The following is a 17,365-nucleotide window of genomic DNA, read 5'->3' on the forward strand; positions in this document are numbered from 1 at the left end:
CTTTATACCGTCCGGATCCGGGGATTGATGAGTACGTAGAGGACATCCACCAGGATGTTGACGACCACGAAGGCGACGGCGATGGTCAGCACGGCGCCCTGGACCAGGTTGGTGTCCGAGGTGTTCAGGCCCACGATGATCAGGTCCCCCATGCCGTTGAGGCTGAAGATCTTTTCAATCACGACGGCGCCGCCCAGCAGGTAGCCCACCCGCAGGCCCAGCACGGTCACCGGAGTGACCAGGGCGTTGCGCAGCACGTTCTTGGCCACGACAGTGCGGTAGGGAACGCCGTTGCCGATGGCCGTGCGCACGTAGTCACGGTCCAGTTCTTCGACCATGGAGGTGCGCACCACGCGGATCAGCGACGCGGACACCGGGATGCCCAGGGCCAGGGCGGGCAGCGCCATGGAGTACATCCAGCCCACAAAGCCGTACTGTTCGGCCCAGGCCATTCCGCCGGTGGGGAAAATGGAGCCCGCGGGCAGGGCCAGCCACTGGATAAGCAGGATGGCCAGCCAGAAGGACGGGGTGGCAATGGCCGCGATGGAGAAAACGCGGATGAGCTGGTCCGGCCAGCGGTCCCGGTACAGGGCGCTCGTCACGCCCAGGACCAGGGACAGGACAACGGCGAGCAGGATGCCCAGCAGGGTCAGTTGCAGGGTCACCGGAAAGGCAGTGGCAATTTTGGAAGCCACAGATTCTTCGGGCGGGTTGGTGTAGCCGAAGTCCAGCCGGATAACGCCGCCAAGGTAGCGCAGGAACTGGATGAGCAGTGAATCGTTCAGGCCGCGGGCTTCACGGAAGGCGTCTTTGGCCTCTTCGCTGGCGTTTTCACCCAGGACGGCGGTGGCGCGGTCTGCCGGGATCACGGACAGGACGATGAAGACCATGATGGTCACGCCCAGCAGCATGAACGGCAGGGCTGCCAGCCTGCGGCCAAGCAGTCGCAATAGTGTAGCCATGTTTTTGTTTCTCCAAGTGGTGCGGGCCGCACCACCGGCGCGGGGTTCGTTGGGGGGATGTCCCCGTGCCGGCAGTGCGGGGTGTTACTTCCGGCCGACCCCTACGAAGGAGAGGCCGGTTGTTGGCAGCGGCGCAAAGCCGTCGAGGGTGGCGCTGTCCCAGGCGGTGGGCAGCTGGCGGTGGAACAGCGGGTACAGCGGCGCTTCTTCGGCAACAATGTCGACAACGGAGGCGTGCACCTTCTTCGCTTCGGCCGGGTCCAGCTGCACTGCCTTGTCCAGCTTTGCCTGGACATCGGCGAATTCCGGGGTTCCGGACCAGGCCATGCGGTTCTTAGCCCAGGTGTCGCCGCGGTAGAACCAGCTCAGGAGCAGATCGCCGTCGTTGCCGAAAACGGAGGGATCGCCCGGGGCCACCAGGACGTCGAAGTTCTGGCCGCCCACCTTTTCCGGTGCATAGACGGCGGCGGACTGCAGGGGCTCCAGGGTGGTGGTGATGCCGATGGCGTCCCAGTTCTCCTTGATCAGCGGAGTCACTCGGGTGACCCAGCCGGCGTCGGTGGAGGTCAGCGTGATGGTCATGTTCTCCATCCCGGCTTCCTTCAGCAGCGCCTTGGCCTTCTCCGGGTCATAGCCGTACACCGTGGAGGCTTCCGTGTAGGACGGGTGGCCCTTCTGGAAGTAGGAGGTGGCCGCCGCCGCGTTGCCCAGCAGCGCCTTGGAGATGATGTCCTCGGTGTTCGTGGCATAGTGCAGTGCCTGCCGCACCCGCTTGTCGGCGAACTTCTCCGACGCGCAGTTGAACATCAGGAACAGCAGGCCGAAGGACTGCACGGAGTCGACGTCGAGCTTGGCCTTCAGCTGGTCAACGTCCAGGTAGGGAATGTCTTCGATCGCCTGGACGCGGGACGGGACCGCGGCCACGCGTGCTGCGGGGTCTGCCAGCAGCAGCCAGGTCATGTCCGTGACCTTGGCCGGGTAGGAGCCGTTGTATTCCTCGAACTTCTTGAAGACAATCCGGTCTTCCTTGACCGCGGAGACAAACTTGTACGGGCCGCTGCCCACCGGCGCCAGGTCAAACGCGGCCTGGTTCGAGGCCAGTGCCTTGGGAACAATCTTGACCACGGAGATGCGGGGGCCGAATTCGGCGAAGGGGTACTTCAGCTTGAACTCCACTGCGTCGCCGTCGGCGGTGACGGAGGCGATGAAGGGCACAAAGCCGGCAAAGAGGGAGGCGTTGGCCGGGTCGAGGACCCGCTCAAAGGAGTAGACGACGTCGTCGGCAGTGACGGGTTCGCCGTTGTGGAACGTGGCTCCTTCGCGGAGCGTCACGCGGTAGGTGGTCTCGTCGACTTTCTCGGGCTCTGCGGCCGCCAGCGCCAGGTACGGCTCGCGGGTGGCCGGGTGCAGCTCGGTCAGGCCTTCGAAGATGTGGAGGTTGGCGGCTACCGGGGTTGCACCGGTTGCGGTCATCGGATCGAATCCCGTGGACAGGGAGTAGGAGATCCCCGCCTCGATGGAGTCGGCTGCTGCTTTGCCGCCGCCGGTGGCTGCTGTGGAGCCTCCGGGGCTGCAGGCGGCCAGCGAGCCGGCAAAGGCGGACGCAGTGCCCAGGACCCCGGCAATACGGAGGAAGTCGCGGCGGCTGGCGTTCCGGAGGAATCCGGTGCTTTCAGTGGTTTTGCTCATGGTGTCTCACCAATCGGGGTGGGAGCGGACATCGGACGTAGGACATCCCATGCGGGTTGAGTAGACTGTAGGCTGAATCACACAACCGGGTCAAGCACGTCACACTGTGGCCACTCGGTTCCGCGGCGCAGGACGGCGGGCTGTCTGCCTGCGCACGGAATCCCCGGCACCACCCGTTTCCGAAGGAGTTTCGATTTTGGCGAACGACACCGCCCCGCTGTCCCGCGACTCCCCCGCAGTGGCTGCTTCCGGCCGCGCGCCGCGGTTCAGCGCCCAGGCACGCCTTGCTGCCCTGCAGAAGGACATCATGGACCTGATTTTGGAAAGCAACCTTGAAGCCGGAAGCCCGCTGCCCACCGAAGCTGAGCTCTGCAGCACGCTGGGTGTCGGACGAAATACGCTGCGGGAATCACTGAAGGTCCTGCAGGCCCTGGGCGTGGTGGAGATCCGGCACGGCTACGGCATGTTTGTGGCACCAACCAACTTGGATGCGCTGACCACGGGGCTGACCTTCCGGGGCCGGCTTTCCCTGCGGCAGCAGGGCAAGGAAGCGCTGGAGCTCGTGGATGTCCGGCAAACCCTCGAGTCCGGCCTGATCGGCCAGGCCATGAGCCTGATGACCGAGGAACATTTGGCCCGCATTTCAGACACCGTGCGGGAGATGGAGGCCCTGGCGGATGCGGGCCGCCCGCTGGCAGGAGTGGACTCGGAATTCCACCGTCAGCTTTTTGCACCACTGGACAATGAGCTGCTGACCCACCTCATGTCCGTGTTCTGGGACGTGTACAGCCAGATACATGCCGCCGCCGGCATGAAAGCCGCCAATCTTCACTCCACCGCCCTGCGGCACCGGGAGATCTACGAAGCCGTCCGCAGCGGAGACAAAGCGCTGGCCTCCGACCGCCTCAACAGCCATTTTGACGGCATCCGCGAAGCCATTGCGACGCTGGTCAAGCGATGAACAACCACGGGAAAGGACCCATGGAACTCCTCATCCTCAAAAGCCCGGAAGAAGCCGGAGCCGCTGCCGCCGCCGTCGTGCGCGAATGTGTGCGCGCCCGGCCGGACGCTGTCCTGGGTTTTGCCACCGGTTCTTCACCCCTGCCGCTTTATGATGCGCTGGCAGACTCCGACGCGGATTTCTCCCGCGTCAGCGGCTTCGCGCTGGACGAGTACGTGGGACTTCCGCCCGGGGATCCGCGCAGTTACGCGGCAGTCATTGACGATGAGGTCACCCGTCGGCTCGGGCTGCGGCCCGACGCCGTCCACGTCCCCGATGTGTCGGTGCCGGACCTCGACGCCTCGGCCAAAGACTACGAACAGGCCATCCAGTCTGCCGGCGGGGTCGACCTGCAGATTCTGGGCATCGGCCACAACGGCCACCTGGCCTTCAACGAACCCGGTGCCCCCTTCGATTCGCGGACGCGGGTGGAAACCCTGACGGAGCGCACCCGCAGCGCCAATGCCCGGTTCTTCGATTCCCCGGACGAAGTTCCCACGCTCTGCCTGACCCAGGGCATCGGAACGATCCTGGAAGCACGGCACCTGCTCCTCATCGCGCACGGCGCCGGCAAGGCGGACATCATCGCCCGCGCCCTGCAAGGACCGATCGACCCCGAGTGCCCGGCCTCGGCCCTGCAGCTGCACGGCCGTGTCACCGTAGTCCTGGACGAGGCTGCCGCCGCCGGGCTCAAGCAATGATGCCGGGCAGTCTCCCCCAGCCGGTGACGGTTCTGAGGGGCACGGCGCTGCTGGACTCGCGGCTGGCTGCGGACAGCGCCGTCGCGGTTGCCGGAAGCGAGATTATCTACGCAGGGCCGCAGGCCGGGCTGGCCCGGGTGCTCGCGGACCGGGGAATCGACGTCGACGGCGTAGCTTTACTGGATCTTGCCCCCGGACAGATTGCCGTCCCCGGCCTGGTGGACGTGCACACCCACGGCGGATACGGAACGGATTTTCCCTCCGCTGATGCTGCCTCCGCCCGGAAAGCTGTGCACCGGATGCATGCTGCCGGCACCACCACGCTGCTGGCCAGCCTGGTCACCGCTGCTCCTGCCGATCTGCTCGCGGGGATGGACGTGTTCGCCGGGCTGGCTGAAACCGGTGACATTGCCGGCATCCATCTGGAGGGGCCCTTCCTGTCCGCATCCCGCTGCGGCGCCCAGGATCCGCGCTGGCTGCTGGCACCGGATCCCGGCTTCGCTGCAGCGCTCATCACGGCCGGCCGCGGACACCTGCGCACCATGACCTATGCGCCGGAGCTGCCCGGCGCCGATGACCTCGTGGACCTGCTGGCCGCGCATTCCGTAGTCCCGTCCATGGGGCACACGGCCGCCGCCGCGGACGACGCCGCCGCTTCCCTCGCGCGGGCCGCCGCCGGTCTCCGGTCCCGGCCAGCTGCCGTCCCCACCGTGACCCATCTGTTTAACGGCATGGACCCCATCCACCACCGCTCCCCCGGGGCCGTCACCGCAGCACTGCGTGCAGCCCGGGCCGGTGCCGCCGTCGTAGAACTCATCGCGGACAACACGCACCTGGATCCCTATCTGGTGGCGTCCATGTTCGAGTTGCTCGGCGCGGACAACATCGCCCTGGTGACAGACGCCATGGCTGCTGCGGGTCTCTCAGACGGGCAGTACCGGCTGGGACCGGCCAATGTTGAGGTCCGCAACGGGGTGGCCCGGCTGGAGTCCGGAGCAATTGCCGGCGGCACGGCCAGCATGCTGGACCTGGTGCGCAATGCCGTTGCAGCAGGCGTTCCGGTGGAGGATGCCCTGCATTCCGCCACCGAAGTTCCGGCCCGGGTGCTGGGAATGTCCGGACAGGTGGGAACTCTGTCCGCCGGAGCCCAGGCGGATGTCCTGGTGCTGGATTCGGACCTGCACCTGATCCGTGTCCTGCGCCGCGGTGCCTGGATTAAGGCTGCGTAAAAGCTCCCCTAGTCCTCCCGAAGCACCACCACGTCCTTCGGCGCGAGAGTCAGCGGGGCACCGGCAATGAACACGGCGCCGGTGAGCAGATCGGTACCCGCGGCGTGCGCTGCAACGGTCACCGGGGTATCCGCATGATTCAGCAGGAACGAGATGCGGCCTGCCTCCCCCGTGCGCACTGCGAATTCCAGTTCCGGTTCATCGGCGTATGGTCCCAGGAGACCGTGCTCGGCAATGACGGCGCGGAGGATCGCGGAAATTCCGTCCTGGTCCAACAGCGTGCCCACGTACCAGGCTGAACCACCGGAGGTGGCGGACCGCCGTGTCACGGCCGGACTGCCGGCGTAGAAGTCATCCCCGTAGGTGCCCATCACTTCCGCACCTTCCGAAACAAGGATCTCGAACACGCTGCGGGAATCCGCCGACCCGCTCAAACCGGCACCGGTCAGCGCAATCCGGTTCACGGCGTCGGCAGACAGTGAATCGGTTTCCTCGACCCGCATGCCGAACAGGGAGGCGAACGGCCCCGGCACGTCGCCGGGAAATGCGTTGGTGTCTTCATCCACCCTGCCGGAGAGGAAGGTCGAGACAATCGATCCGCCTCTTTGCACCACGGCATCCAGCCGCTCCGCCAGATTCCCCTTGACCAGGTGCAGGAGGGGCGCAACAACGACGTCGTAATCGGTCAGGGCTGCGTCCACGGGCACGACGTCGAGCTGGACGCCGGCTTCCCAGAGCGCGCGGTGGTAGCCCTGCACAACCTGGGGGTAGGTCACCGTCCGGTTCAACCCGTCCGTAATTTCCGCAGCCCACCAGCTGTCCCAATCAAACAGCAGCGCCGCTCGGGCGGGGGTGCGCGCCCCCAGGACAGCTTTTCCTACACGTGCGAAGTCCGCGCCGAGCTCCGCAACTTCCCGGAAGGCCCGGGTATCCGTGCGGCCGGAATGGTCCAGGACCGCTCCGTGATACTTTTCGCAGGCCCCGCGCGACTGGCGCATCTGGAAGTACAGGACGGCATCCGCGCCGTGCGCCACGGACTGCCAGGACCACAGCCGCAGGACGCCCGGGCGTTTGACCGGGTTAATGTCGCGGCTGGCCGTGATGGTGGGCGTCTGCTCCATGACCCAGAACGGATCCCCGCCCTTGAGCCCGCGCATCAGGTCGTGGGTCAGCGCCATTCGAGCTTCAGACCGGTCAGTGGGCGGATAGTTGTCCCACGACGCGAAGTCGAGGTGCCGGGCCCAGCGGTGGTAATCGATGGGGCGGTACATGCCCATGAAATTGGTGGTTGCCGGGGTGGACGCGTCGTGCTCGCGGATCGCAGCCTTCTCATCCACGAAGTTCTGCAGCATGGCGTCCGAGGTGAACCGCAGGTAATCGAGGGTGATCCCCTGAAACGCCGTGTGGTTGGGCCCGCGCCAGTGCTCGCTGAGGGCGTTGGGCGGCACAATCTCGGCCCAGTCCGTGAAGGTGTGCGACCAAAAGACTGCGTTCCACGCCTGGTTGAGCCGCTTCAGCGTCCGGTACCGTTCCCGGAGCCACACCCGGAAGGCCGCGGCGCAGTTCTCGCAGTAGCAGGCACCGCCGTATTCGTTGCCGATGTGCCAGGCCACCAAACCCGGATGCCCGGCGTAGCGTTCGGCGATCTTTCCGGCCAGACGGGCAGAGAGCCTGCGGAATACCGGGGAGTTGGGGCAGGCGTTGTGCCGCTGCCCATAGGTGTGCCGGCGCCCCTCGAAGTCCGTGCGGTTGACCTCGGGATACGCATGCGCCAGCCAGGGCGGGAGTGCTCCCGTTGCGGTGGCCATGACGAATTTGCGGCCCGACTCGGCGACCCGCCCGACGACGGCATCCAGCAGCTCGAAGTCGTAGTCGTCTTCGCTTTTCGAAATCAGTGCCCAGTCAAAGACGCCAAGGGTCACCGTGTCGATCCCGGCCAGGTCGAAGGCCGCATGGTCCAGCTCCCACACCTCGCGCGGCCACTGCTCCGGGTTGTAGTCACCGCCGTAAAGCACTTTGTCCTGATGGGGCCGGGCGGGGCGGGATGCCGTCACGCGATGTACTTCTCCTCGATGTCGATGGTCAGGGTGTGGGCGTTTTGCAGCACCAGCGCGGCCATGATGGAGCCGAGTGCAAACAGGGCAATTTCGGAGCCGACGGCGACGACGCCGGCACCGGTGATCACGATGGCGGCGGCACCAACAGTGGCCCGCGGCGAGGAACGGATCAGCCGAAGTGCCAGCCGAAGGATGTCACGGGTCCGGAAGTTGTACAGCGAGCCGATCACCAGTGCGTGCAGCGCGGTGAGGGCGGTGAGCAGGAAGACGGCTGCCTGGGCTGCGCCGGCAAGAATCAGCGGAAGCCCGGGCGGGACCACGGCGTCGAGGAACGCGACATTGATACCCAGGATGCCGACGATGACCAGCAGCAGCCACCACCACCGGAGCGTGCCCAGAGCGTTGAGCCGGTAGCCGCGCCGGAAGGACTGCGCGGGTGCAAGATGTTCTTCGGCGGGGCTGACCCGCCACGCGAAGATCATGGCGGAGAACGCGGGCCCAACCGGCAGGAGGCTCAACGCAATCAGGGGTGCGTTGGAGGGATCCGGGGACAGCGTCAGGAGGAGGAGAATCCCGGGTGAGGACGCCGCGAGAAAGAGGATTTCCAGGACGAGGACCCGATAGACCGCGGCAGTAATCCGTCCGAGCGTGCCGGACGTCATGGTGTCTGTCGATGCGGTCATTCCTGCTCCTCGTACGAAAATGCCGGAGCACCGGGGCCCGATCCGGGCCCCGGCGCTGGCTGTTACTGGCTGTTACTTGCTGTCGGCGTAGCGCTGGTAGGCCTCGTTGACCAGGTCCATGTACGTGCCCATGCCCTTGCCTTCGAGTTCCTTGACGTACGCGTCCCATTCGGAAAGGTCGCGGTTGCCGAGGATGAACTGGAGTGTCGACTGCTTCGCCGTATCGGAAAGCGGCGTCACCATCAGCGTGGCCTGCTCGCGCTCAGCTTCTTCCAGCGGATACGGCGGAGCCAGCGGCAGCACGTCCTTCTGCTTCATGGCGTCCTGGAAAGTGAGTTCCTCCTCCGAGAAGGTCGACTCGAGCAGTTCGGTTGCGCCGCCGTAGGCAAAGACGCCGCCGCCGAACCCGAAATCCTTTTGCAGGTGCTTGGGTGCACCCGGGTTCAGCGCGACGTAGTCGACGTCGGCGGCAAGGGTGCGCTTACCGTCCGCGTCCTTGTTGAAAGTGGTGCCTTCAACACCCCATTTGGCGAACTCTGCCCCTTCGTCCGAATACCAGAGCCAGTCGATGAACTGCATCATGGCGGTGAAGTTCTCGCTTTCAGCCGCATCTGCGTTGATCATGATGCCGTTCTCGATGCGGCTGCCTCCCGAGATCACGTTGCCTTCAGGGCCGGCCGGCAGCGGGATCTTGGCAACGGTGGCGCCCGGTACGGTGTCGGCGAGCGGCTGGCGGTAGTCGTTGACGACGCTTTGCGCGTTGGTGCTGATGGCAAAAGACTTGCCGCTCACAAACTTCTGGATGGCGGAGTCATCGTCCTGGGTGAAGCTTTCGGGGTCGAGCAGCCCGTCTTTGACGAGGGCGGCGACAAACTCGACAAAGTCGCGGTATTCGTCGGTGGCTCCGGTGAACTCGAATTTCTCCTCGTCTTCGTTCCAGGTTGCTGCGTCCCAGCCCCAGCCGGCCGAAACACCGTAGGTCATCGCGATGAGGCCAAGGAGGTTGTCGCCCTGGAACCGGTCTGACAGCGGGTAGGAGTCCGGGTATTCGGCTTTGATGGCAACCAGGACATCGCGGAATTCGTCCCAGTCCTTCGGGGCTTCAAGCCCGAGGTCTTCCAGGACGTCGGTGCGGAACGCCACGGTGTAGTCCTGCCAGACGTCTTCATGGACTCCGGGCAGCACGTAGAACTCGCCGTCAGCCTGGCGCAGGCCCTCGAAGTCCGGTTCGAGCTCCCACTTTTCGATCTTTTCCGAGAGGTTCGGCATCAGGTCGAGGTATTTGGAGACGGGGAGGATCGCCCCGGAGGAGACGAAAGCCTCCTCCTGGCCCGGATACGTCTTGGGAATGATCAGGGGTGCGTCACCGGCGCCCACGATCAGGCTGCGTTTCTGGGCATAATCGCTCATCGGCACCACTGTGGGCTCCAGGGTGACGTTGGTGCGGTTGGTCAGCTCCGACCAGAACAGCCAGTCGTCCTTGAGCGGATAGTTGGGGTGGTCGCTGAACAGGATGGAGAAGTCGAGTGCTTCAGTGGCCTTGAACTGGTCGCCGGCCTTGAAATCCGCCATCGCTCCGACATCTTTGCCGGACAGTTCAGCGGCTTCGGACTCACTGTCCGAAGAACAGGACGTCAGACCGGCCACGAGGGCGACGAGCGCCCCGGCGGCCAGGACCTTCTTGGGTAGAGACAACATGCTTTTCCTTTCTGTGCCGACTATCCGGCGTGGAGTGATGGAGAACAGGAACCCCGGACCGGCCGTCAGCCTTTGACGGAACCGAGCATGACTCCCGAGACGAAATAGCGCTGGACAAAGGGGTAGACGCAGAGGATGGGCAGCACGGTGAGCACCATGGTGACCGACTGGATGTTGGACGCGACCTGGGCCAGGTCCGCGCCTCCCGCCGAAGATGCCGCAGTGGACGCTCCGGCGATGAGGTTTCGAAGGTAGACGGTGACGGGAAACAGTTCCGCACGGTCCATGTACAGGAAGGCCTGGAACCAGGAGTTCCAGAAAGCGACGGCGTAGAACAGCACCATGGTGGCCATAACCGCTTTGGACAGCGGCAGGACAATGCGGAACAAAATGCCGAAGGTGGACAGGCCGTCAATTTGGGCGGCTTCCTCGAGTTCCTCCGGCAGGTTCTCGAAGAACGATTTCATCACCAGCAGGTTGAAAACCGAGATGGCATTGGGCAGCACAATGGCCCAGATGGAATTCGTCATGCCCAGACTGGAAATCAGCACGTAGTTGGGAATGAGTCCGCCGTTGAAGAACATGGTGAAAACGGCGATGCCAATGAAGAACTTGCGTCCGCGCAGCCGTTTCTTGGACAGCACATAGGCGTAGCAGGTGGTCAGCACCATGGCGATGGCCGTGGCAACGAGGGTATAGACCACGGTGTTCTTGTAGTTCGTCCAAAACATCGAGTCATTCATCACCAGGTGGTAGGTCGTGGTGTTGAAGCCCTTGGGCAACAGGTTCACCTGGCCGGACCGGATTTCAGACTCACCGCTGAAGGACTGCGCCAGGATATTCACGAACGGGTACAGCGTCACGGCGACAACGCCGAGCAGCACGATCGTGTTGATGACCTGGAAGGTCTTCTCGCCGCGGCTGGTGCGGATCCGGCGGGGCGCCGGCTCCTGCTTTTTCAATCTGGTGGGTGCTTGGGCGGTGGTTACCACAGGCTCGTCCCTACTGTGCGGCGGGAAATGGCGTTGGCGGAAAGGATGAGGGTGAGACCGATGATCGCCTCAAACATGCCAATGGCCGCGGCATAGCTGAAGTTGTTGGCCTCGAGCCCCACCCGGTAGAGGTAGGTGGAGATCACGTCTGCGGTCGGATAAGTAAGCGGGTTGTACAGGAGCAGGATCTTCTCGAACCCGACCGAGAGGAACGTGCCGATGTTCAGGACCAGCAGGGTGACCATCGTGGGCCGGATGCCCGGCAGGGTCACGTGCCAGGTCTGCTGCCAGCGGTTGGCTCCGTCGATGCGTGCGGCTTCGTAGAGCTCGGTGTCGACGCCGGTCAGGGCGGCGAGGTACAGGATGGTGCCCCAGCCAACCGTCTGCCACACCTCCGAGGAGACATAGATGGTGCGGAACCATTCGGGCGCCTGCAGGAAGGGAACGGCGTCCCCGCCGACGGCACGGACAATCTGGTTGACCGTTCCCTCCAGCGAGAGCAGCTGCATGAGCATTCCGGCGATGATGACGATCGACAGGAAGTGCGGGAGGTAGGAGATCGTCTGTACGAACCGCTTGAAATACCGTGACCGGACCTCATTGAGCAGCAGCGCGAGGATGATGGGCAGCGGAAAGCAGAAGAGCAGGGTGAGCCCGCCGATGACGAAGGTGTTGGCGAACACCGCCCAGAACGTCGGGTCGTTCAGGAACATCTCGACGTAGCGCAGACCGACCCAGTCTTCGCCGAAAATATTGCCGCCCGGCCGGAACCGGCGGAACGCAATGACGTTGCCGAGCATCGGGATGTACCGGAAGACGGCGAAGAACAGCAGCGGCACGATCACGAGCACATAGAGCTGCCAGTCACGGCGCAGGGTCTTGCGCCAGGACATCTGGCCGGGTTTGCGCTGGAACAGCCTGCGCCTGCCCGGCGGCGAAATCTCCGTTGCGAGTCCGACGGCGGCCGCGGCTTCCGGCCCCGTTGCACCGGCGCCCGTGGTCGAGACCCCGGTTTGGTTTAGGCTCATAGCGCTCCTTCGAGTTCCGGCCGGGATACGGCAGTGACGGTGCTGATGCTGGTCAGCTCCCTGTCTGCACCTACCTCGCGAAGAGCACCCACGAGCTGGAGCCCGATCACAGCGGAGATGTCAGTGCTTGAGCGGGCCACCCGCAGCTCAACCGCCCCAGGTTCGACGATCAGGGAGCCCGCGATGCCCGTAAACGCGGTGAGGTCGGCGGACGCTGTAATCGCCACGCGGGCCGATTCGCCCGGATCCAGCTCAACGCGGGCGAACCCGAGGAGCCGCTGGACCGGGCGGGTAACCTGGGCGACGGGATCATGCAGGTACAGCTGGACTACGTCCGCCGCACGCATGGTCCCCGTGTTCGTGACGGTCAGCTCAATGGTGATGTCGCCGTCGGTCTCCCAGCTGGTGCGGTCGTAAAGTTCGCGGGCACCGGTCCATTCGAAACTGGAATAGCCGATTCCGTGGCCAAAGGCGAAGGCCGGCGAGGGGTCAAGGTCGGAGACTCCGGACTTTGCCCCCAGAGGCGCTGTCAGGTAGGTGCCCGGCTGTGAACCCGGTTCCCGGGGAATGCTGACCGGCAGGCGTCCGGACGGCGAGAACGCACCGGCCAGCAGGTCGGTGACGGCGCGGGCGCCGCGCTGGCCGGGGAAGAAACCCTGGACGACGGCGGCGGCCCGGGAAGCGGAGTCGCCCAGCGCATAGGGGCGTCCGGCCAGGAGCACCACGACGACGGGCGTTCCCGTATCCAGGAGTGCCGTGAGCAGTTCCGCCTGCATCCCGGGCAGTTTCAGGTCACTTGCGTCGCAGCCTTCGCCGGAGGTACCGCGGCCAAAGAGACCCGCCCGGTCGCCGAGGACCACCACGCACACCTCGGCGTCCCGTGCTGCTGCCACCGCACCGGGGATGCCGGCGCCGTCGGGACCGTCAACAGTGCAGCCCTGCACATGGGTGATGTCCGGGAAGCTGATGCTCATCTCTTCAAACACCGTGGGAAGGTCGATGCCGAGGGCAACCTCCGGATGCTTGCCGCCCACGTGCACGGGGAAGGAATAGCAGCCCAGCACCGCCATCGGATCGTGGGCCAGCGGGCCAACCAGGGCAACCTTCGTTCCGGATCTGAGCGGCAGCGTCCGGTCGGGGTTGGCGAGCAGGACGAACGATTCCCGCGCTATCTGCTCAGCCAGGTCCTGTCCATCCCCGCTGTCCAGTGTCAGCGAATCGACGTCGGCCGGCAGCGCGGACCAGTCCTCGTTGAGCAGGCCGATCGAGATTTTCTGCGTGAGGACCCGCAGGACTGCCCGGTCGACCAGGGCCTCGTCGATGCGGCCGTCCGCTACGCCCTCCAGCAGCGGGGCACCGAAGGTGTCAACGGTGGGAAGTTCGACGTCGACTCCCGCGCTCAGTGCGAGCCCGGCCGCAGCGGTCCCGTCCTCAGCCACGCGGTGCAGCCGCTCGAGGAATCGGATGCCAAAGTAGTCCGCCACCACGGTGCCCTCGAAGCCAAGACGCTCGCGGAGGACCCCGGTCAGAAGGTGCCTGTCAGCAGCGGAGGGTACGCCGTCGATCTCTGTGTAAGAGTGCATCACCGAACGGGCGCCGCCCAGCCGGAGTGCGGCCTCGAACGGAGGAAGGATAACGTCGGCAAGCTCCCTGGAGCCCATCGAAACCGGCGCGAGGTTGCGCCCGGCACGGCTGGCCGAGTAGCCGGCAAAGTGTTTCAGGGTAGAGATGATGCCCGAACCTTCCAGCCCCCGAACGTAGGCAGCGCCGACGGCGGAGACGAGGTGGGGATCCTCGGAAATGGTTTCTTCCGTGCGGCCCCAGCGGTAGTCGCGCGCCACATCAAGGACCGGAGCCAGGCCCTGGTGGATTCCGGCGGCCCGCATCGACCGGCCGATGGTGTTGGCCATGCGTTCGATGAGTGCAGGGTTGAAGGTGGCGCCCCACGCCAGGGGAACCGGATAGGCGGTGGCGCGCCACGCGGCAAAGCCGGCGAGGCACTCCTCATGGACCAGGGCCGGGATGCCGAACCGGCTCCGGGCCACAATGTGCTCCTGCGAGACTGCGAGAGACCGGGCAGCAGCGGCAGGCTCCACCGGAGCCGTGCCGAAAGGCCGGGTGAGCTGGCCGAGCCCGTTGGCGGTGACCGCTTCCCAGTCGATGGGATTAGCGGCCATGTCCTCCTGCAGCGGGGCAACGCCGCCGCCGGAAGCATCGGCGCCCACCCACACACCCACCAGCTGGGCTGCCTTTTCTTCAAGCGTCATCCGGGAGACAAGATCAGCGGCACGGTCTGCCGGCGAGGCGGATTCATCACGCCACAACTCGGCTGTCCCCGGATCGGCGGTGCGCGGCATGGAACTCCTTTGTCGATCAATCGGTTGCCAGTTGCTGGCCCGAAGACGACGGAGATCGCTCGTGCACCACATCGGCGTAGTACTTTCAAGAACGGTAAAACCTACAAATGTTTCGAAAACTCTTACGAAAAGCTTGCCTGAACACTAGCTGTTTCCAACCGGGTGTCAAGAGATTCTCTGAGACATTCCTGTATTGGCTCTAAGGGACGGGTAATTCCAGCCAAAGAACGATGCTCCGCGCGTTAAATCGGGTGCTACGGTGATCCAACGAGTTTCGAAATACCAACAAGGAATTACATGTCCATCGACCCCCCGGCCGTGAGCAGCACCGGATCCCGCCGCATGACCATCTCAGCGATCGCTGCCTCAATCGGAGTCTCCGTTCCGTCAGTCTCAAAGGTGCTCAACGGCAGGTCAGACGTGGCGCCGGCCACCCGGCTCAGAATTGAAAAGGCTCTCCAGGAGCACAACTATCAACGCAGCCCCCGGCAGGCGGGCAGCGGTTCGGCCCGGCTCATCGAGCTGGTCTTCCATGAGCTTGATTCCGCCTGGTCAATTGAGATCATCCGCGGCGTGGAGCAGGCAGCACGGAGATACGGGCTTGGGGTGGTCCTGTCGGACCTCGGCGGGCGGCATACTCCGGACCAGCGATGGGTGCGTGAGGTTATTGCCCGCCGCCCGCAGGGCATCATCCTGGTGCTTTCCACTCTCACGGCTGATCAAAAGCGGCAGCTGGAAACCCGGTCCATCCCGTATGTGGTGCTGGACACCGACGGCGAAACCAAACTTGGGGCACCCGCCGTCGGCTCGAACAACTGGTACGGCGGCCTCTCCGCCACCAGGCACCTTCTCTCTCTGGGCCACCGCAGGATCGCCGTGGTATCCGGACCCGAAGACGTCCTCTGCTCGCGCGCCCGAGTGGACGGCTACCGCGCAGCCCACTCCGAAGCAGGCGTTGTTCCCATGGAGGACCCGGTCCGCTGGGGAAACTTCACCGTCGTCGGAGGCTATGAACACGGGCGAGAGCTCCTCGCCCGTCCGGACCGCCCCACCGCCATTTTCGCCGGCTCGGATATGCAGGCACTGGGTGTGCTGCGGGCAGCCCGGGAACAGGGCATCGATGTGCCCGGGCAACTGTCCGTGGTGGGTTACGACGATCTGCCGCTTGCCGCGTGGGTGGATCCGCCCCTCACCACAGTGAACCAGCCCCTGCTGGCCATGGCCGATGCCGCCGCCAGCATGGTCCTGGGCATCGCCCGCGGCACTGATCCGAAACCCCGGAGCATTGAGCTCGCAACCGAACTCGTTGTCCGCGGGAGCACAAGTCAGGTCCCGGACAGCTATCCAGGAGAACCACATGGCGCACTTTGATCTGCCCCTTGAGCAACTCCGCCACTACCACTCCGATGAGAAGGAACCCGAGGATTTCGACGAGCGGTGGGACGCAACGCTGGCCGCCTCCCGCCGGCACCCGGTGCTCATCTCAGTTCAGGACTATGACAACGGGCTCGCCGGGGTGGACTGCCGGGATGTGAGGTTTGCCGGTTTCCACGGGGATCCGGTGGCCGCCTGGTTCTCGCGGCCGGCGGGCGTGCCGGCAGAAACCCGGCTGCCGGTGGTCGTGGAGTACCTCGGTTACGGGCGCGGAAGAGGCCTTCCCCACGAGCGGCTGCTGTGGGTTTCGGCCGGATACGCGCACCTCCTCGTGGACAGCCGAGGACAGGGCGGCCAGTACGGATCCGGCGGTGACACCCCTGACCCCTGGCCGGTGCCGCCGTCGGCTCCCGGAGTAGTGACCCGGGGCATCCTTGATCACGACCAGCACTACTACCGTCGCCTCATTACAGATGCCGCACGGGCGGTGGACGCGGCACGCGCACTGCCCGGAACCCATGCCGGCGCTGTCATTGTGGCCGGCAACAGCCAGGGCGGACTGCTCTCGCTCGCCGCAGCCGGACTTGTACCCGATGTCGCAGCCTGCCTGACGAGCGCTCCGTTCCTCTGCCACCCCGAACGCGCCCTGCGCATCACCGAGGCTGCGCCGTGGGACGAGCTTGTGCAGTATCTGTCCGTGTATCGGGAGGCCGAAGCCGCGGTGATGCGCACCCTTTCCTACGTGGACGGTGTGGCGTTTTCACGCCGTGCGCTGGCTCCGGTGCACTTTGCCACCGGTCTCCGCGATACCGTATGTCCCCCGTCCACCGTGTTTGCGGCCTATAACGCGTACGGCTCTGCCAGTGATATTGGTCCCGCCAGGGATATAACTGCCGAGCGCCGGATGGAGGTCTATCCGTTCAACCATCATGAGGGCGGCGACGCCGTGAATACCCGCCGGCAGCTGGACTGGCTCAAGACCCTTGGCCTTTCCGCTCCGCAGGTCATCCACGGCGAGGAGTCGGGCGCTGGTGCCGGGACAGTAACCGGTTAAACAAGTAGGGCCCCGCATCAATGCGGGGCCCTACTCTCAAATATTGTCCGGCGGTGACCTACTCTCCCACACCCTCCCGGATGCAGTACCATCGGCGCTGTGGGTCTTAGCTTCCGGGTTCGGAATGGGACCGGGCGTTTCCCCCACGCTATGACCGCCGTAACCCTTGTACCCCGCAACACCGGCTAAACCGGTCCAGGGGAAATCTGTGGGTCACGACCGGAACACCATCCCTGGCATCCCGTCATGAACATGATCGTTCCAAGCAGACACGACACCCGTCAAGGGCACGCACCTGCTCATTTTATCGACCACCCATCACAATCCCCCGTTCAAAGGGGGACAACAATGGTGGTCTGTTCCACGAAAAACAAACCCGTCGGGTTTGTTGTCCGGGAACCACATAGTGGACGCAAGCAGCATGATCTACACAATCCTTGTTTGGCGGGAACGTTTGAAGTCGTTTCCTGCCCAGACTGTGGTGTGGTGTAAGTTATCGGCCTATTAGTACCGGTCAGCTTCACGGGTCTTTAGTCCCCGC

Annotated in this window: 13 protein-coding genes and 1 rRNA gene; 5 read left to right on the plus strand and 9 right to left on the minus strand. The window is 64.7% G+C overall.

Features of this window, described 5'->3' with window-relative positions; all coding sequences use genetic code 11:
- Positions 1-2: 2 nt before the first annotated feature.
- Positions 3-962 carry an ABC transporter permease gene (locus AC4D2Q_RS09460; protein WP_400927640.1) on the minus strand — a complete coding sequence of 320 codons (960 nt, stop codon included), beginning with the start codon at positions 960-962 and terminating at the stop codon, positions 3-5.
- A gap of 84 nt (positions 963-1,046) precedes the next feature.
- A complete protein-coding gene (locus AC4D2Q_RS09465) occupies positions 1,047-2,651 on the minus strand; it encodes an ABC transporter substrate-binding protein (RefSeq protein ID WP_490946197.1) in 1,605 nt (534 codons plus the stop codon).
- 238 nt (positions 2,652-2,889) lie between these two features.
- Here AC4D2Q_RS09465 and AC4D2Q_RS09470 point away from each other — a divergent pair, with 238 nt between their 5' ends.
- The 3 genes from AC4D2Q_RS09470 to AC4D2Q_RS09480 are packed head-to-tail and all read left to right on the plus strand — an operon-like array spanning position 2,890 to position 5,581.
- Positions 2,890-3,612, plus strand: coding sequence for a FadR/GntR family transcriptional regulator (locus AC4D2Q_RS09470; RefSeq protein WP_490946227.1), 723 nt, complete (start codon positions 2,890-2,892; stop codon positions 3,610-3,612).
- 20 nt (positions 3,613-3,632) lie between these two features.
- On the plus strand, positions 3,633-4,352 hold the full coding sequence (locus tag AC4D2Q_RS09475; protein WP_490946198.1) for a glucosamine-6-phosphate deaminase: 720 nt from the start codon (positions 3,633-3,635) through the stop codon (positions 4,350-4,352).
- Between the two features lie 23 nt (positions 4,353-4,375).
- Positions 4,376-5,581: an N-acetylglucosamine-6-phosphate deacetylase gene (locus AC4D2Q_RS09480; RefSeq protein WP_490946199.1), complete on the plus strand. Its 1,206-nt coding sequence runs from the start codon at positions 4,376-4,378 to the stop codon at positions 5,579-5,581.
- An 8-nt stretch (positions 5,582-5,589) separates the two neighbouring features.
- On the opposite strand, the gene AC4D2Q_RS09485 is transcribed toward AC4D2Q_RS09480, so the two are convergent.
- The 6 genes from AC4D2Q_RS09485 to AC4D2Q_RS09510 form a co-directional block, all read right to left on the minus strand.
- Positions 5,590-7,635 (minus strand): beta-galactosidase, encoded by a 2,046-nt coding sequence (locus AC4D2Q_RS09485; RefSeq protein WP_490946200.1) that lies wholly within the window; start codon positions 7,633-7,635, stop codon positions 5,590-5,592.
- Positions 7,632-8,321 (minus strand): YesL family protein, encoded by a 690-nt coding sequence (locus AC4D2Q_RS09490; protein ID WP_490946201.1) that lies wholly within the window; start codon positions 8,319-8,321, stop codon positions 7,632-7,634. The genes AC4D2Q_RS09485 and AC4D2Q_RS09490 overlap by 4 nt, the downstream gene beginning before the upstream one ends.
- 72 nt (positions 8,322-8,393) lie before the next feature.
- Positions 8,394-10,019 (minus strand): ABC transporter substrate-binding protein, encoded by a 1,626-nt coding sequence (locus AC4D2Q_RS09495; protein ID WP_490946202.1) that lies wholly within the window; start codon positions 10,017-10,019, stop codon positions 8,394-8,396.
- A 65-nt stretch (positions 10,020-10,084) separates the two neighbouring features.
- Complete coding sequence (locus AC4D2Q_RS09500; protein ID WP_490946203.1) at positions 10,085-10,981, minus strand: carbohydrate ABC transporter permease; 897 nt, start codon at positions 10,979-10,981, stop codon at positions 10,085-10,087.
- Between the two features lie 23 nt (positions 10,982-11,004).
- Positions 11,005-12,039, minus strand: coding sequence for an ABC transporter permease (locus tag AC4D2Q_RS09505; RefSeq protein ID WP_490946204.1), 1,035 nt, complete (start codon positions 12,037-12,039; stop codon positions 11,005-11,007).
- Positions 12,036-14,396 (minus strand): beta-glucosidase, encoded by a 2,361-nt coding sequence (locus tag AC4D2Q_RS09510; RefSeq protein WP_490946205.1) that lies wholly within the window; start codon positions 14,394-14,396, stop codon positions 12,036-12,038. The genes AC4D2Q_RS09505 and AC4D2Q_RS09510 overlap by 4 nt, the downstream gene beginning before the upstream one ends.
- Positions 14,397-14,693: 297 nt before the next feature.
- Between AC4D2Q_RS09510 and AC4D2Q_RS09515 the strand changes: the two genes are divergently transcribed.
- The gene (locus AC4D2Q_RS09515; protein ID WP_490946206.1) at positions 14,694-15,767 is read left to right on the plus strand and encodes a LacI family DNA-binding transcriptional regulator; all 1,074 of its coding nucleotides are present in this window, start codon (positions 14,694-14,696) and stop codon (positions 15,765-15,767) included.
- Positions 15,754-16,824, plus strand: a complete 1,071-nt coding sequence (locus AC4D2Q_RS09520; RefSeq protein ID WP_490946207.1) for an acetylxylan esterase — start codon at positions 15,754-15,756, stop codon at positions 16,822-16,824. The genes AC4D2Q_RS09515 and AC4D2Q_RS09520 overlap by 14 nt, the downstream gene beginning before the upstream one ends.
- Before the next feature lie 45 nt (positions 16,825-16,869).
- On the opposite strand, the gene rrf is transcribed toward AC4D2Q_RS09520, so the two are convergent.
- Positions 16,870-16,986, minus strand: a 5S ribosomal RNA gene (gene rrf, locus AC4D2Q_RS09525).
- Positions 16,987-17,365 lie beyond the last annotated feature (379 nt).

The organism is Arthrobacter sp. TJ-178 (assembly GCF_058269275.1).

Bases quoted from the DNA above. Each gene is read 5' to 3' on its own strand.
- AC4D2Q_RS09460 (WP_400927640.1), bottom strand. From the start codon at position 962: ATGGCTACACTATTGCGACTGCTTGGCCGCAGGCTGGCAGCCCTGCCG.
- AC4D2Q_RS09465 (WP_490946197.1), bottom strand. From the start codon at position 2,651: ATGAGCAAAACCACTGAAAGCACCGGATTCCTCCGGAACGCCAGCCGC.
- AC4D2Q_RS09475 (WP_490946198.1), top strand. From the start codon at position 3,633: ATGGAACTCCTCATCCTCAAAAGCCCGGAAGAAGCCGGAGCCGCTGCC.
- AC4D2Q_RS09490 (WP_490946201.1), bottom strand. From the start codon at position 8,321: ATGACCGCATCGACAGACACCATGACGTCCGGCACGCTCGGACGGATT.
- AC4D2Q_RS09495 (WP_490946202.1), bottom strand. From the start codon at position 10,019: ATGTTGTCTCTACCCAAGAAGGTCCTGGCCGCCGGGGCGCTCGTCGCC.
- AC4D2Q_RS09505 (WP_490946204.1), bottom strand. From the start codon at position 12,039: ATGAGCCTAAACCAAACCGGGGTCTCGACCACGGGCGCCGGTGCAACG.
- AC4D2Q_RS09510 (WP_490946205.1), bottom strand. From the start codon at position 14,396: ATGCCGCGCACCGCCGATCCGGGGACAGCCGAGTTGTGGCGTGATGAA.
- AC4D2Q_RS09515 (WP_490946206.1), top strand. From the start codon at position 14,694: ATGTCCATCGACCCCCCGGCCGTGAGCAGCACCGGATCCCGCCGCATG.
- AC4D2Q_RS09520 (WP_490946207.1), top strand. From the start codon at position 15,754: ATGGCGCACTTTGATCTGCCCCTTGAGCAACTCCGCCACTACCACTCC.